The sequence below is a fragment of the Pseudomonas sp. 2,4-D genome, from assembly GCF_030418155.1.
GTDB classification, from domain to species: Bacteria; Pseudomonadota; Gammaproteobacteria; order Pseudomonadales; family Pseudomonadaceae; genus Aquipseudomonas; species Aquipseudomonas alloputida.
This window is the reverse complement of the sequence record NZ_JAUHUI010000005.1, coordinates 169,141-185,122: the sequence shown is the minus strand read 5'-3', so window position 1 is coordinate 185,122 and position 15,982 is coordinate 169,141. Positions and strand designations below refer to the sequence as shown.

General features: G+C 64.1%; 9 protein-coding genes. 4 read left to right on the top strand and 5 right to left on the bottom strand.

The annotated features are described in order from the left end of the window. Positions 1–193: 193 nt before the first annotated feature. From QYE47_RS06800 to QYE47_RS06785, 4 genes are read right to left on the bottom strand one after another with little or no spacing between them, the layout of a single operon-like run. The gene (locus QYE47_RS06800) at positions 194–2,146 is read right to left on the bottom strand and encodes an acetyl/propionyl/methylcrotonyl-CoA carboxylase subunit alpha (protein ID WP_070383612.1); all 1,953 of its coding nucleotides are present in this window, start codon (positions 2,144–2,146) and stop codon (positions 194–196) included. Then, positions 2,143–2,958 carry a gamma-carboxygeranoyl-CoA hydratase gene (locus tag QYE47_RS06795; RefSeq protein WP_070383613.1) on the bottom strand — a complete coding sequence of 272 codons (816 nt, stop codon included), beginning with the start codon at positions 2,956–2,958 and terminating at the stop codon, positions 2,143–2,145. The genes QYE47_RS06800 and QYE47_RS06795 overlap by 4 nt, the downstream gene beginning before the upstream one ends. Positions 2,959–2,961: 3 nt before the next feature. Next, complete coding sequence (locus tag QYE47_RS06790) at positions 2,962–4,569, bottom strand: carboxyl transferase domain-containing protein (protein WP_014590338.1); 1,608 nt, start codon at positions 4,567–4,569, stop codon at positions 2,962–2,964. Between the two features lie 19 nt (positions 4,570–4,588). Beyond that, the gene (locus QYE47_RS06785; RefSeq protein WP_003251317.1) at positions 4,589–5,752 is read right to left on the bottom strand and encodes an isovaleryl-CoA dehydrogenase; all 1,164 of its coding nucleotides are present in this window, start codon (positions 5,750–5,752) and stop codon (positions 4,589–4,591) included. A 323-nt stretch (positions 5,753–6,075) separates the two neighbouring features. Between QYE47_RS06785 and QYE47_RS06780 the strand changes: the two genes are divergently transcribed. Beyond that, positions 6,076–7,758 carry an AMP-binding protein gene (locus tag QYE47_RS06780; RefSeq protein ID WP_070383614.1) on the top strand — a complete coding sequence of 561 codons (1,683 nt, stop codon included), beginning with the start codon at positions 6,076–6,078 and terminating at the stop codon, positions 7,756–7,758. Positions 7,759–7,910: 152 nt separating this feature from the next. Here QYE47_RS06780 and QYE47_RS06775 read toward each other — a convergent pair whose 3' ends face one another. After that, positions 7,911–8,072, bottom strand: coding sequence for a hypothetical protein (locus QYE47_RS06775; RefSeq protein WP_003251307.1), 162 nt, complete (start codon positions 8,070–8,072; stop codon positions 7,911–7,913). Positions 8,073–8,211: 139 nt separating this feature from the next. Here QYE47_RS06775 and QYE47_RS06770 point away from each other — a divergent pair, with 139 nt between their 5' ends. The 3 genes from QYE47_RS06770 (at position 8,212) to glgB (ending at position 15,932) form a co-directional block, all read left to right on the top strand. Then, the gene (locus QYE47_RS06770; protein WP_070383615.1) at positions 8,212–10,230 is read left to right on the top strand and encodes an alpha-1,4-glucan--maltose-1-phosphate maltosyltransferase; all 2,019 of its coding nucleotides are present in this window, start codon (positions 8,212–8,214) and stop codon (positions 10,228–10,230) included. 165 nt (positions 10,231–10,395) lie between these two features. Further along, the gene (treS, locus tag QYE47_RS06765) at positions 10,396–13,725 is read left to right on the top strand and encodes a maltose alpha-D-glucosyltransferase (RefSeq protein WP_070383616.1); all 3,330 of its coding nucleotides are present in this window, start codon (positions 10,396–10,398) and stop codon (positions 13,723–13,725) included. Continuing rightward, a complete protein-coding gene (glgB, locus tag QYE47_RS06760; protein ID WP_070383617.1) occupies positions 13,722–15,932 on the top strand; it encodes a 1,4-alpha-glucan branching protein GlgB in 2,211 nt (736 codons plus the stop codon). The genes treS and glgB overlap by 4 nt, the downstream gene beginning before the upstream one ends. Positions 15,933–15,982 lie beyond the last annotated feature (50 nt).

The window sequence follows — 15,982 nt, the reverse complement described above, 5'->3', positions numbered from 1 at the left end:
CCCGCTCCTACGACGGCCTGTGCATGTGTGTAGGAGCGGGTTTACCCGCGAATACGGTGGCGGCGGTAACGGTGAACGGCGGGTGGAAATTGGCCAGCAGGCCCGGCCCTTTCGCGGGTAAACCCGCTCCTACGGGCTGTTGCAGGGGCGGCCTTGTGTTGCGTTAGGGCCGCAAAGCGGCCCTCCGGCACCGTTATTCCACCAGTTCGACCAGCACAGTCCCTTCGCTGACCATATCCCCCTCCAGGCAGAACAGCGCCTTCACCTTGCCGGCATGCGGCGCACGAATGCTGTGCTCCATCTTCATGGCCTCTAATACCACCAGCGCAGTACCGGCTTCCACCACCTGCCCAGGTTCGACCAGCACCCGCACGATACTGCCGTTCATGGGCGCACCCAGCCCGCCCTGGTGGCTGTGGCTGGCTTCGGCCTCGGCAATCGGGTCGAAGGCTTCGATGGCATGCATTTCGCCATCCCAGTGCAGGTACAGCGTGCCACCCCGACGTATTGCCAGATGCTGGCGACGCACGCCGTTCTGATCAAGCACCAACTGCTCACCTTGCAGCTGCCAGGTGGAAGCAGCGCTGCGTTCCAGGGCCACTGCCTGGTCTTGGCCAGCGCTCACCAGATGCAAGCTGCTGCGTGCCGGCAGGCCCAAGCGCAGGCCGTTACGCCCGCCCCAAGGTGAATGGTGGTCGTCTTCGCGCTGATGGACCCCCTGGCCCTGCAGCCACGCCTCTGCCGCCGCTTCCCAGAAGGCTGCCGGTAGTGCTTGCGGCGCAGGCAGCAGAACCTGCTGATGACGCGGAATGAAGCCAGTATCCAGCTCCGCCGCAGCAAATGCCGGGTGGGCGAGAATGCGCCGCAGGAAGGCAATGTTGGTCTTCAGCCCGCCAATGGCGAACTCATCGAGCATGGCCAGCAAGCGCAAGCGCGCCTGCTCGCGGTCTTCGCCCCAGGCAATCAGCTTGCCCAGCATCGGGTCGTAGAACGGCGACACCACATCGCCTTCGCTGACCCCGCTGTCCACCCGCCGGCCTTCGCCAGGCGCCGATTCACGGTACAGCGCCAATTTGCCGGTCGCGGGTAAAAAATCATTGGCCGGGTCTTCGGCATACAAGCGTACTTCGATGGCATGGCCGATCAGCGGCACCTGTTCCTGTGTGATCGGCAGGGCTTCGCCACAGGCCACGCGAATTTGCCAGGCAACAAGGTCCAGGCCGGTTATGGCCTCAGTGACCGGGTGTTCCACCTGCAGGCGGGTGTTCATCTCCATGAAGAAGAACTCGCCACGTGCATCAAGCAGAAACTCCACGGTGCCGGCACCCACGTAACCGATAGCCTGGGCGGCACGCACCGCCGCTTCGCCCATGGCCCGGCGCAGTTCGGGCGACAGGCCGGGGGCAGGGGCCTCTTCCACCACCTTCTGATGGCGGCGCTGAATGGAACAGTCGCGTTCGTTAAGGTACAGGCAGTTGCCGTGCTGGTCGGCAAACACCTGGATTTCGACATGGCGCGGCTTGAGCACGTACTTTTCCACCAGCATGCGCGCATCGCCGAACGACGACTGTGCCTCACGCTGGGCCGAGGCCAGGGCGTCGGCCAACTGGCTTTCTTCCTCGACCACTTTCATGCCCTTGCCACCGCCGCCAGCGCTGGCCTTGAGCAGCACCGGGTAGCCGATGCGTTCGGCCGCGGCGCGGAACGTGTCCAGGTCCTGGGCCTCGCCATGGTAGCCCGGAACCAACGGCACGCCGGCTGCCTCCATGAGCGCCTTGGCTGCCGATTTGCTGCCCATGGCGTCGATGGCGCTGGCCGGTGGGCCGAGGAATATCAGCCCGGCCTGCTCGATGGCGCGGGCGAAACCTGCGTTCTCGGACAAGAAACCATAACCTGGGTGAATGGCCTGGGCACCGCTGGCCTTGGCTGCTGCCAGCAGCTTGTCGATCAGCAGGTAGCTTTCGGCGGCCTTGGTGCCACCGAGATCCACGCGGATATCAGCTTCGCGGCTATGCCGGGCGTCACGGTCGGTGGCGCTGTGCACGGCAACAGTGGTCAGGCCCATGGCCTTGGCGGTGCGCATCACCCGGCAGGCGATTTCGCCGCGGTTGGCGACCAGCAGGGTGGTCAAAGCGGGGCGGCTCATGGGCGCGGCTCCTTCTTGTCAACGGTTTGCCAGGCGGGGCGGCGTTTTTCCAGGAAAGCGCGCAGGCCCTCCTGGCCTTCGGCGCTGACGCGGATACGGGCGATGGTGTTTTCGCAGTAACGGCGCAGGGCCGGGCTGAGTTCGCCGTCGTCCACTTCGCGCAGCAAGTCCTTGGTGGCGCGCAATGCTTGTGGGCTGTTCTGCAGCAGGTTGCTTACCCAGGCTTCGACGTGGTTGTCCAGTTCGCTGGCCGGGTACACCTCGGCCAGCAGGCCCAGCTCGCGGGCGCGCACGCCAGTGAAACGCTCGGCGGTGAGGGCGTAGCGGCGCGCGGCGCGTTCGCCAATGGCCTTGACCACGAACGGGCTGATCACCGCCGGGGCCAGGCCGATGCGTACTTCCGACAGGCACAGCTGGGCGTCTTCGGCGCCGATGGCGATGTCGCAGCAACTGATCAGGCCCAGCGCGCCGCCGAAGGCTGCGCCTTGCACCACGGCCAGGGTCGGGGCCTTGAGGCGGTGCAGGGCGTACATCAGCTCACCCAGTTCGTGGGCGTCATCCAGGTTGGTGTTGAAGTCCAGTTGTGCCGACTGCTGCATCCAGGCCAGGTCGGCACCGGCGCTGAAGTGCCGGCCACGGCCGCGCAGCAGCACAAAGCGCAGGCTGGCGTCTTCGGCCAACTGGTCGATGGCCACGATCAGCTCGCGGATCATCTGCGCATTGAAGGCGTTGTTCTTGTCCTCACGGCTTAACCACAGGGTGGCGAAGCCGCGTGGGTCGCGGATCACTTCGAGGGTGCTGAAATCGCTCATGGGTCACATCCGGAAAATGCCGAAGCGGCTCTGTTCGATCGGCGCGTTCAGCGCGGCAGACAACGCCAGGCCGAGGACGTCGCGGGTCTGTGCCGGGTCGATGACGCCGTCGTCCCACAGGCGGGCGCTGGAATAATAGGGGTGGCCCTGACGCTCGTACTGATCGAGGATCGGCTGCTTGAGCCTGGCTTCGTCTTCGGCACTGAATGGCTGGCCGCTGCGTTCGCTCTGCTCGCGCTTGACCTGGGCCAGCACCCCGGCGGCCTGTTCGGCGCCCATCACGCCAATCCGCGCGTTGGGCCACATCCACAGGAAGCGTGGGTCGTAGGCGCGGCCGCACATGCCGTAGTTGCCGGCGCCAAAGCTGCCGCCGATGATCACCGTGAACTTCGGCACCTGGGCGCAGGCCACGGCGGTGACCAGTTTGGCGCCGTGCTTGGCGATGCCGCCTTCTTCGTATTTCTTACCGACCATGAAACCGGTGATGTTCTGCAGGAACAGCAAAGGGATGCCACGCTGGCAGGCCAGTTCGATGAAGTGCGCGCCTTTTTGCGCGGCTTCGGCGAACAGGATGCCGTTGTTGGCCAGGATGGCCACCGGGTAGCCATGCAGGTGGGCGAAGCCGCACACCAGGGTGGTGCCGAACAGCGCCTTGAATTCATCGAACACCGAGCCATCGACCAGGCGTGCGATCACCTCGCGCACGTCGAACGGTTGCTTGGCATCGGCCGGAACCACGCCGTACAGCTCGTCGGCCGCATAAAGCGGTGCCACTGGTGCAAACCGCTGCAGCTTGCCGAGCTTGTGCCAGTTGAGGTTGGCCACACTGCGTCGCGCGATGGCCAGGGCGTGTTCGTCGTTGTCGGCATAATGGTCGGCGACGCCGCTGGTACGGCAATGCACATCGGCGCCGCCGAGGTCTTCGGCGCTCACCACTTCGCCGGTGGCGGCTTTCACCAGCGGCGGGCCGGCGAGGAAGATGGTCGCCTGCTGGCGCACCATGATCGCTTCGTCGGCCATGGCCGGCACGTACGCGCCGCCAGCGGTGCACGAGCCCATCACCACGGCGATCTGCGGGATGCCTTGCGCGCTCATGTTGGCCTGGTTGAAGAAGATGCGCCCGAAATGCTCGCGGTCGGGGAACACTTCATCCTGGCGTGGCAAGTTGGCGCCGCCGGAGTCCACCAGATAGATGCACGGCAGGCGGTTCTGCAGGGCGATGGTTTGCGCACGCAGGTGCTTCTTGACCGTCAGCGGGTAGTACGAACCGCCTTTTACCGTGGCGTCGTTGGCCACGATCATGCATTCCACGCCTTCCACGCGGCCGATGCCGGCGATCACGCCCGCCGCTGGCACGTCTTCGCCGTACACCTCATGGGCGGCCAACTGGCCGATTTCGAGGAACGGCGAGCCCGGGTCCAGCAGGCGGTCGATACGCTCGCGCGGCAGCAGTTTGCCACGCGAGGTATGCCGTTCCTGGGCCTTGGGCCCGCCGCCCTGGGCAACCTGGGCGAGCAGGCCGCGCAGGGCCTGGACCTGTTCGAGCATGGCCGCGCTGTTGACGGCAAATTCTGCCGAACGCGGGTTGATCTGGGTGTGCAAGGTAGCCATGTGCGCCCGTCCCTTATGTTCAGCGGGTTTCGTTGAACAGCTCGCGGCCGATCAGCATCCGGCGGATTTCGCTGGTGCCGGCACCGATTTCGTACAGTTTGGCGTCGCGCAACAGGCGCCCAGCCGGGAATTCGTTGATATAGCCGTTGCCGCCAAGAATCTGGATCGCCTCCAGGGCCATTTGCGTGGCGCGCTCGGCGGTGTACAGGATCACGCCGGCAGCGTCCTTGCGGGTGGTCTCGCCACGGTCGCACGCCTGGGCCACGGCATACAGGTAGGCGCGGCTGGCATTGAGCTGGGTGTACATGTCGGCAATCTTGCCCTGGATCAGCTGGAACTCGCCGATGCTCTGGCCGAATTGCTTGCGGTCGTGGATATACGGAACCACCAGATCCATGCAGCTTTGCATGATGCCGGTCGGGCCGCCGGACAGCACCACACGTTCGTAGTCCAGGCCGCTCATGAGGACGCGCACGCCGCCGTTGAGTTGGCCCAGGATGTTCTCTGCCGGCACTTCCACGCCATCGAAGAACAGCTCGCAGGTGTTGGACCCGCGCATGCCCAGCTTGTCGAACTTGTTGCTGCGGCTGAAGCCTTTCCAGTCACGCTCGACGATGAACGCGGTGATGCCGTGCGCACCCTTGTCCAGGTCGGTCTTGGCGTAAATCACGTAGGTGTTGGCGTCGGGGCCGTTGGTGATCCAGGTCTTGCTGCCATTGAGCACGTAGTGATCGCCGCGTTTTTCTGCGCGCAGCTTCATCGACACCACGTCGGAGCCGGCATTGGGCTCGCTCATGGCCAAGGCGCCGATGTGCTCGCCGCTGATCAGCTTGGGCAGGTACTTGAGCTTCTGCTCGTGGGTGCCGTTGCGGTTGATCTGGTTGACGCACAGGTTGGAATGGGCGCCGTAGGACAGTGCCACCGAGGCTGAGCCACGGCTGATTTCTTCCATCGACACCACATGGGCCAGGTAGCCCAGGCCAGCGCCGCCGTACTCTTCCGGTACGGTGATGCCCAGCAGGCCCATGTCACCGAACTTGCGCCACATGTCGGCGGGGAACAGGTTGTCGTGGTCGATCTGCGCGGCCCTTGGGGCCAGTTCAGCGGCGACGAAGGTGCGCACCTGGTCGCGGAGCATGTCGATGGTCTCGCCCAGGGCGAAGTTCAGGGAGGGGTAATGCATGCTGGGGCACCTTCTTGTTCTTGGAAATTGGGTAACACCGTAGCTCAAGGGCTATCCGCTGACCTCTGTAGGAGCGGGCTTGCCCGCGAATGCGTCAGCAGGACCACCGTCATTGCCTGGGTGATCGCTTCGCGGGCAAGCCCGCTCCTACAAGGGTCGGCGTCATGCCGGAGATCCCGGTATCGTTCATCACCTTTACGTTAACGTAAGCCTGCGAGAACGCACTGTCAATCCACTCGTCACCTTTACGTAAACGTAAATCTGCGACAGAGTATTCCCGCTTGCTTCAGCCGTGCCCAAAACAACCACAAGAAGGGACACCCATGAGTCAACCGAGCTATACCCGCGGTCGCCAGGACCGACCCTTGCTGACACAGACCATCGGCCAGGCTTTCGATGCCACCGTGGCCCGCTGTTGCGACAGCGAGGCCCTGGTGTCCCGCCACCAGGGCCTGCGTTACAGCTGGCGGCAGTTGGCCGAACAGGTCGAAATATATGCCCGCGCCCTGATCGCACTGGGCGTGAACACTGGCGACCGTGTTGGCATCTGGTCGCCCAACTGCGCCCAGTGGTGCATCTTGCAGCTGGCCAGTGCCAAGGTCGGTGCCATCCTGGTCAACATCAACCCGGCCTACCGTGTGGGTGAACTGGAATACGTGTTGCGCCAGTCAGGCTGCCGCTGGCTGGTCTGCGCTGAAGCCTTCAAGACGTCTGATTACCACGCCATGCTGCAGGAGCTGGTGCCTGAACTGGCCAGCGCCCGGCTTGGTGAGCTGGCCAGTGAATGCCTGCCCCAGTTGCGTGGCGTCATCAGCCTGGCCGCCAACCCGCCTGCCGGTTTCCTGCCCTGGCACGCACTGGCCGAGCGGGCAGGGCAGACGTCTGCCGAAGCCTGCACAGCCCGTCAGCAAAGCCTGCAATTCGACCAGCCGGTAAACATCCAGTACACCTCCGGCACCACCGGTGCGCCCAAAGGTGCCACGCTCAGTCACTACAACATCCTCAACAACGGTTTCATGGTGGGTGAAAGCCTTGGCCTGACGGCCCGCGACCGTATGGTGATCCCGGTGCCGCTGTACCACTGTTTCGGCATGGTCATGGCCAACCTCGGTTGCATCACCCACGGCAGCACCATGATCTACCCCAACGACGCCTTCGACGCCGAGCTCACCCTGCGCGCCGTGGCCGAGGAGCGTGCCAGCATCCTGTACGGCGTGCCGACCATGTTCATCGCGATGCTTGATCACCCCTCGCGTGCGCAGATGGACCTGTCGACCCTGCGCAGCGGCATCATGGCCGGCGCTACCTGCCCGATCGAAGTGATGCGCCGGGTCATCGACCAGATGCACATGGCAGAAGTGCAGATCGCCTACGGCATGACCGAAACCAGCCCGGTGTCACTGCAGACCGGCCCGGACGACGACCTGGAGCTGCGCGTGACCACCGTCGGGCGCACCCAGCCGCAGCTGGAAAACAAACTGGTGGACGCCGATGGCTGCATCGTCCCGCGCGGTGAGATTGGCGAGCTGTGCACCCGCGGCTACAGCGTGATGCTGGGCTACTGGGACAACCCCCAGGCCACGTCGGATGCCATCGACCCGGCTGGCTGGATGCATTCGGGTGACCTGGCGGTGATGGACGAGCAGGGCTATGTGCGCATCGTCGGGCGCAACAAGGACATGATCATTCGCGGCGGCGAGAACATTTATCCGCGTGAGCTGGAAGAGTTTTTCTACACCCACCCGGCGGTGGCCGATGCGCAGGTGATCGGCATTCCGTGTAGCCGCTATGGCGAAGAGATCGTCGCCTGGATCAAGCTGCACCCGGGGCACAGCGCCACGGTCGAGGAACTGCAGGGCTGGTGCAAGGCGCGCATTGCCCACTTCAAGGTGCCGCGGTATATCCGCTTCGTCGACGAGTACCCGATGACGGTGACCGGCAAGGTGCAGAAGTTTCGCATGCGTGAGATCAGTGTGGCGGAGATTGCAGCTGCATCTGCGGGTTGATGTGCTGGCGCGGCCGGCCTCTTCGCGGGTTTACCCGCGAAGAGGCCGGCCCGATCAATGCAAGATCTTCACCTTGCCAAGCACCCGGTCATCCTCAACCTTTCAATGGAGCAGCGGACATTAGCTGTTCACGCCGATGGCGTGGTCTACCCTTAAGCCTTCACCGGTGGCTCCTGGCTCGGCGGGTCGCCCACTGTCGGCGGCACGGTCGGCTTGATCGGCAGCTCGTCCGGGTCTTCTTCCGGTACGGGTGGTGGCAAGCTCGGGTCGTCGATATTGGGATCGGGTGTCTCCGGTGGAATGGGAATGTTCATGGCCTGACCTCGCGTGGGTGAGTGAAGAGGTGCTGTAGGCTCTGACCGCTGGCAGCTGCCGTTCGCTCAATTATTTTGAACCCCGCGCCTGTGCCCGGCTCTGAACCCTTACCGCCACCAGCCTGAGGGAGCAAGGTCGATGTCACGAAACGAGCCCTTTGAAAGCGTGCCCATGGCGAACGATCACCCGGACCAGGCCATTAGCCTTGCCCAGGCGCTGTTGGCGCCACGCATCGTGATCGAAGACACCCAACCCGTGCTCGACGCCGGCAGCTTCGCCGCCAAGGCCGTCAGCGGCCAGCCCGTGACAGTCAGCACCAAGGCGTACAGCGACGGCCACGACCGCCTGGCGGTGATGCTCAACTGGCGCCAGGCCCACAGCAGGCGCTGGCATTGTGTGCCGATGCAGTCGGCGGGCAACGACCTGTGGCAGGCCGAATTCACCCCCACCGAGCTGGGCCCGCACCGGTTCAGTATCGAGGCCTGGATCGACCCGTTTGCCACCTATTGCCACGATCTGGAGAAGAAGTACCACGCCGGCGTCGAGGTCAAACTGGAGCTGGAAGAAGGCCGTTTGATGCTGGGCAAAGGCATCGAGCTGTGCAGCGGCGCCCTGCGCGAGGAGCTCGAGGCCGTGCAGAACCGCCTGGCCACCCTCAGTACCGATGATCAGGTGGCCGTGTTTCTCGACCCGACCACCGCCCGCCTGATGGGCGAAGCCGAACACCGCAGCTACCTGACCCGCAGCCCTGATTTCCCCCTTGATGTCGACCGCCCGGCCGCCCTGTTCGCCAGCTGGTACGAGCTGTTCCCGCGCTCGATTACCGACGACCCGCAGCGTCACGGCACCTTCAACGACGTGCACGAACGGCTGCCGATGATCCGCGACATGGGCTTCGACGTACTGTACTTCCCGCCCATCCACCCCATCGGCATGCAGCATCGCAAGGGCCGCAACAACGCCCTCAAGGCCGAGCCGGGCGACCCGGGCAGCCCTTATGCCATCGGCAGCCCGGAGGGTGGCCACGATGCCATTCACCCGCAACTGGGCAGCCGCGATGACTTCCGTCGACTGGTGGCTGCGGCGGCGGAACACGGCCTGGAAATTGCCCTCGATTTCGCCATCCAGTGCTCTCAGGACCACCCCTGGCTCAAGGAGCACCCGGGCTGGTTCAGCTGGCGCCCGGACGGCACCATCCGCTACGCCGAAAACCCGCCGAAAAAGTACCAGGACATCGTCAACGTCGATTTCTATGCGCCAGAGGCCGTGCCTTCGTTGTGGCTCGCCCTGCGCGATGTGGTGGTCGGCTGGGTCGAGGAGGGCGTCAAGACCTTCCGCGTCGACAACCCGCACACCAAGCCGTTGCCGTTCTGGCAATGGCTGATCGCCAATGTGCGCAGCCAGCACCCCGACGTCATCTTCCTCGCCGAAGCCTTTACCAAACCGGCGATGATGGCGCGCCTGGGCAAGGTCGGCTACGCACAGAGCTATACCTATTTCACCTGGCGTAACCACAAGCAGGAGCTGCGCGAATATTTCGAGCAGCTCAACCAGCCGCCGTGGAGCCAGTGCTACCGGCCCAACTTCTTCGTCAATACACCGGACATCAACCCGTTTTTCCTGCACACCTCAGGCCGCGCAGGTTTCCTTATCCGTGCCGCGCTGGCGACCATGGGCTCAGGCTTGTGGGGCATGTATTCGGGCTTCGAGCTGTGCGAGGGCACGCCGTTGCCGGGCAAGGAGGAGTACCTGGATTCGGAGAAGTACGAAATCCGTCCACGCGATTTCACCCAGCCCGGCAACATCATCGCCGAGATCGCCCAGCTCAACCGTATTCGCCGGCAGAACCGCGCCTTGCAAACCCACCTGGGCGTGGCCTTCTTCAATTGCTGGAACGACAACATTCTGTACTTCGCCAAGCGTACGCCCGAGCGTGACAACTACATCCTGGTGGCCGTCAGCCTCGACCCGCACAACGCCCAGGAGGCGCACTTCGAATTGCCACTGTGGGAGTTGGGGCTGGACGACAACGCCGAAACCCAGGGTGAAGACCTGATGAACGGCCACCGCTGGTCCTGGTACGGCAAGACCCAATGGATGCGCATAGAGCCCTGGCACCTGCCGTTCGGCATCTGGCGCATCGAGAAAGCCCGTTAACAAGGCTCAGACTGTGCCCCCCGTAGGAGCGGGTTTACCCGCGAACACCGGCGAAGCCGGTGCCATGCACCTCGGCACCGCGCTGTCATCTTCGCGGGTAAACCCGCTCCTACGGGGGATCGAGCAAGCTCGGATGTCTGTGCATGCAATTGAAAGGAGTCGCACATGGCCAAGCGTTCCCGCCCGGCAGCCTTCATCGACGACCCGCTGTGGTACAAGGACGCCGTCATCTACCAGCTGCACATCAAGTCGTTCTTCGACTCGAACAATGACGGCATCGGCGACTTCGCCGGGCTGATCAGCAAGCTCGACTATATCGCCGAGCTGGGCGTCAACACCCTGTGGCTGCTGCCGTTCTATCCCTCGCCACGCCGTGACGACGGCTACGACATTGCCGAATACAAGGCCGTGCACCCCGACTACGGCAGCATGGCCGACGCCCGCCGTTTCATCGCCGAGGCCCACAAGCGCGGCCTGCGGGTGATCACCGAGCTGGTCATCAACCACACCAGCGACCAGCACCCGTGGTTCCAGCGCGCCCGCCACGCCAAGCGCGGCAGCAAGGCGCGCGAGTTCTACGTGTGGTCGGACGACGACCAGAAGTACGACGGCACGCGCATCATCTTCCTCGACACCGAAAAGTCCAACTGGACCTGGGACCCGGTCGCCGGCCAGTACTTCTGGCACCGGTTCTACTCCCACCAGCCGGACCTCAACTTCGACAACCCGCAGGTGCTCAAGGCGGTGATCGGCGTCATGCGCTTCTGGCTGGACCTGGGTGTAGATGGCCTGCGGCTGGACGCGATCCCTTACCTGATCGAGCGCGACGGCACCAACAACGAAAACCTTGTCGAAACCCACGACGTGCTCAAGGCGATCCGCGCCGAGATCGATGCCAACTACCCCGATCGCATGCTGCTGGCCGAAGCCAACCAGTGGCCGGAAGACACGCGCCCGTACTTCGGCGAGGGCGACGGCGACGAATGCCATATGGCCTTCCACTTTCCGTTGATGCCGCGCATGTACATGGCCTTGGCCATGGAAGACCGCTTCCCTATCACCGACATCCTGCGCCAGACCCCGGAAATCCCGGCCAACTGCCAGTGGGCGATCTTTTTGCGCAACCATGATGAACTGACCTTGGAAATGGTCACCGACCGCGAGCGTGATTACCTGTGGAACTATTACGCCGAAGACCGCCGCGCGCGCATCAACCTAGGCATTCGCCGGCGCCTGGCGCCCCTGCTGCAGCGTGACCGTCGGCGCATAGAGCTGCTGACCAGCCTGCTGTTGTCGATGCCCGGCACGCCAACCCTGTATTACGGCGACGAACTGGGTATGGGCGACAATATCTATCTGGGTGACCGCGATGGCGTTCGCACACCCATGCAGTGGTCGCCAGACCGCAACGGCGGTTTTTCCCGCGCCGACCCGCAGCGCCTGGTGCTGCCGCCGATCATGGACCCGCTCTACGGTTACCAGACCGTCAACGTCGAGGCGCAAAGCCACGATCCGCATTCGCTGCTGAACTGGACCCGGCGCATGCTGGCGGTGCGCAAGCAGCAGAAGGCCTTTGGTCGCGGCAGCCTGCGCACCCTCACACCCAGCAACCGGCGCATCCTTGCCTATATCCGCGAGTACACCGACGCCGACGGCAATACCGAGGTCATCCTCTGCGTGGCCAACGTGTCCCGCGCCGCCCAGGCTGCCGAACTCGAATTGTCACAATACGCCGACAAAGTACCGGTGGAGATGCTGGGTGGCAGCGCGTTCCCGCCAATCGGCCAACTGCCGTTTCTGCTGACCTTGCCACCTTATGCGTTCTACTGGTTCCTGCTGGCCAGCCGCGATCGCATGCCCAGCTGGCACATCCAGCCCACCGAGGGGTTACCCGAATTGACCACATTGGTACTGCGCAAGCGCATGGAAGAACTGCTGCAAGCCCCCGCAAGCGATACGCTGCAAAGCACCATCCTGCCGCAGTACCTGCCCAAGCGCCGCTGGTTCGCCGGCAAGGAAGGGCCGATCGATGCCGTGCGCCTGTGTTACGGCGTGCGTTTCGGCACCGCCACCACGCCGGTGTTGCTCAGCGAAATCGAGGTGCTCAGTGACGGCACGGCCACCCGCTACCAGCTGCCGTTCGGCCTGCTGCGTGAGGAACAGATTCATACCGCGCTGCCGCAGCAGCTGGCGTTGTCGCGGGTGCGCCGTGCCCACCAGGTTGGCTTGATTACAGACGCCTTCGTCCTCGAGTCGTTCATTCACGCCGTGATGCAGGCCTGCCAGGATGGCCTGCGTCTGCCGTGTGGCGACGGTGAGGACGGTGAGGGTGAATTGCGCTTCGAATGCACAGAGCAACTGGCCGGCCTGGCGCTCGACGAGGAGAGCGAAGTGCGCTACCTCAGCGCCGAGCAGTCCAACAGTTCGGTGGTCATCGGCGACCGCGTGGTGCTCAAGCTGATCCGCCGGGTCAACCCGGGTATCCATCCAGAGCTGGAAATGAGTGCCTACCTGACCGCCGCCGGTTTTGCCAATATCTCGCCGCTGCTGGCCTGGGTCAGCCGGGTGGACGAGCAACACGCGCCGCACCTGCTGATGATTGCCCAAGGTTACCTGAGTAACCAGGGCGACGCCTGGGGCTGGACTCAGAACACGCTGGAAAGGGCCATCCGCGACCAGATGGAGCCCACCCGCAACGACGCCGAAGCGCACACTGACGCCTTGGCCGAACTCAGCGGCTTTGCGGCCTTGCTTGGCCAGCGCCTGGGCGAGATGCACCTGCTGCTGGCCGCACCCACCGAAGACCCGGCCTTTCAGCCGCGCCCCAGCGATGCGCAGGACAGCGAGCGCTGGTGTGTACAGATCAGCACTGAACTGACCCACGCCCTCGACCTGCTGGCCCAGCACCGTGACACCTTAGACCGCGACAGCCAGGCCTTGGTCGACGACCTGCAGCAACAGCGTGACGGCCTGGCCCAGCACATCGACACCCTGAGCAAGCAGGCTCAGGGGGGCCTGCTGATGCGTGTACACGGCGACCTGCATCTGGGCCAGGTGCTGGTGGTGCAGGGGGATGCCTACCTCATCGATTTTGAAGGCGAACCCGCCCGGCCCCTTGAAGAGCGCCGGGCAAAACACAGCCCCTACAAGGATGTCAGCGGCGTGCTGCGATCCTTCGACTATGCTGCTGCGATGATCTTGCGCAGCGCGTCTGCGGTGGACCTTTCCGAACCGGCGCGGCAAGCCCGGCAGCGGGTTGCCCGGCAGTACCTGCACCAGTCCCGGCATGCCTTTGTCGAAGCCTATGGCCTGGCCACTGCCGCCATGCCCCACGCCTGGCAGCACGCCGAGGGCGAGCGCGCGGCGCTGGAGCTGTTCTGCCTGGAAAAAGCCGCCTACGAGATTACATACGAAGCCGAAAACCGTCCGAGCTGGCTGGCCGTGCCTTTGCATGGTCTGCATGGACTGATCAGTACCTGGGGAGAGTCAGAATGAACGTTACAACGCGTGAAAACGGTGGCCTTCGGCAACGGGACCTCGACGCCCTGGCCCGCGCCGAACACGCCGATCCTTTTGCGGTACTCGGCCCCCACAGCGACGGCGCAGGCGGGCAGCTGGTCCGCGCCTTTCTGCCCAATGCCCTGAAAGTGCACATTCAGGCCCGGGAGGACGGGCGAGTCCTTGCCGAAATGGAGCAGGGCAGCCTGCCCGGGTTGTTCAGCGCGCACCTCGATAAGGCACAGCCCTATCAGCTTCACATCGTCTGGGCCGGTGGCGAGCAGGTTACCGAAGACCCCTACAGCTTTGGCCCGCAATTGGGAGACATGGACCTTCACTTGTTCGCGGAAGGCAATCACCGCGATTTGTCCGGGCGCTTCGGTGCCCAGCCGACTCAGGTCGATGGCATCGACGGCGTGTGTTTCTCGGTCTGGGCGCCGAATGCCCGGCGGGTGTCGGTGGTGGGTGATTTCAACAACTGGGATGGCCGCCGTCACCCCATGCGCCTGCGCCACGGTGCCGGGGTGTGGGAGCTGTTCATTCCGCGTCTGGGCGTGGGCGAAACCTACAAGTTCGAAGTACTCGGCAAGGACGGCATACTGCCGCTGAAGGCCGACCCGCTGGCCCGTGCCACCGAGCTGCCGCCGAGCACGGCGTCCAAGGTAGCCGGTGAACTCAGCCACGCCTGGCAGGACCATGACTGGATGGCGCAACGCGCCCAGCGCCATGCCTACAACGCGCCGTTGTCGATCTACGAGCTGCACCCAGGGTCATGGCGCTGCGAGCTGGACGAAGCGGGGGAAATCGGGCGTTTCTACAATTGGCGCGAACTGGCCGAGCGGCTGGTGCCCTATGTGCAGGAACTGGGCTTTACCCACATCGAACTGCTGCCGATCATGGAGCACCCGTTCGGCGGCTCCTGGGGCTATCAACCACTGTCGATGTTCGCGCCCACCTCGCGCTATGGCAGTGCCGAGGATTTCGCCGCGTTCATCGACGCCTGCCACCAGGGAGGCATTGGTGTGCTGCTGGACTGGGTGCCGGCGCATTTTCCCACCGACGAACATGGCCTGGCGCGCTTCGATGGCTCTGCGCTCTACGAATACGACAACCCCCTGGAGGGCTACCACCAGGACTGGAACACGCTGATCTACAACCTCGGGCGCAATGAAGTGCGCGGCTTCATGATGGCTTCGGCGCTGCACTGGTTGAAGCATTTCCACATCGACGGCCTGCGCGTCGATGCGGTGGCCTCGATGCTGTACCGCGACTACTCGCGCAAGGCTGGCGAATGGGTACCCAACCGCCACGGCGGGCGCGAGAACCTGGAAGCCATCGACTTCATCCGCCACCTTAACGGCGTGGCTGCCCACGAGGCCCCTGGCGCGCTGATCATCGCTGAAGAGTCCACCGCCTGGCCCGGGGTCAGTCAACCTACCCAACAGGGCGGCCTGGGTTTTGCCTACAAGTGGAACATGGGCTGGATGCACGACACCCTGCACTACATTCAGAACGACCCGGTGCACCGCACCTACCACCACAACGAGATGAGCTTCGGGCTGATCTATGCCTATTCCGAGCACTTCATCCTGCCCATTTCCCATGATGAGGTGGTGCACGGCAAGCATTCGCTGATCGACAAGATGCCCGGCGACCGCTGGCAGAAGTTCGCCAATCTGCGCGCCTACCTCACCTTCATGTGGGCACACCCGGGCAAGAAGCTGCTGTTCATGGGCTGCGAGTTCGGCCAGTGGCGTGAGTGGAACCACGACAGCGAACTGGACTGGTACCTGCTGCAGTATCCCGAGCACCAAGGCGTGCAGCGCCTGGTGGGTGACCTCAACCGCCTGTACCGCGAAGTGCCGGCGCTGCACGAGCAGGATTGCCAGCCGCAGGGCTTCCAGTGGCTGATCGGTGACGACGCACAGAACAGCGTGTACGCCTGGCTGCGCTGGAGCAGCAGCGGCGAGCCGGTGCTGGTGGTGGCCAACTTCACCCCGGTACCCCGTGAGGGCTACCGCATTGGCGTGCCGTTCGGCGAGCGTTGGCAGGAGTTGCTGAACAGTGATGCCGAGCTGTATGCCGGGTCGAACGTGGGTAATCTGGGGGCAGTGGCCAGTGAGCCAGTGGCCAGCCACGGGCAGCCATTATCGCTGGCCCTGAACCTGCCGCCGCTGGGGGTGTTGATCATGAAGCCCGCCTGATCGGTTGGCTGTGCTGGCCCCTTCGCGGGTAAAACCGCTCCTACACATAC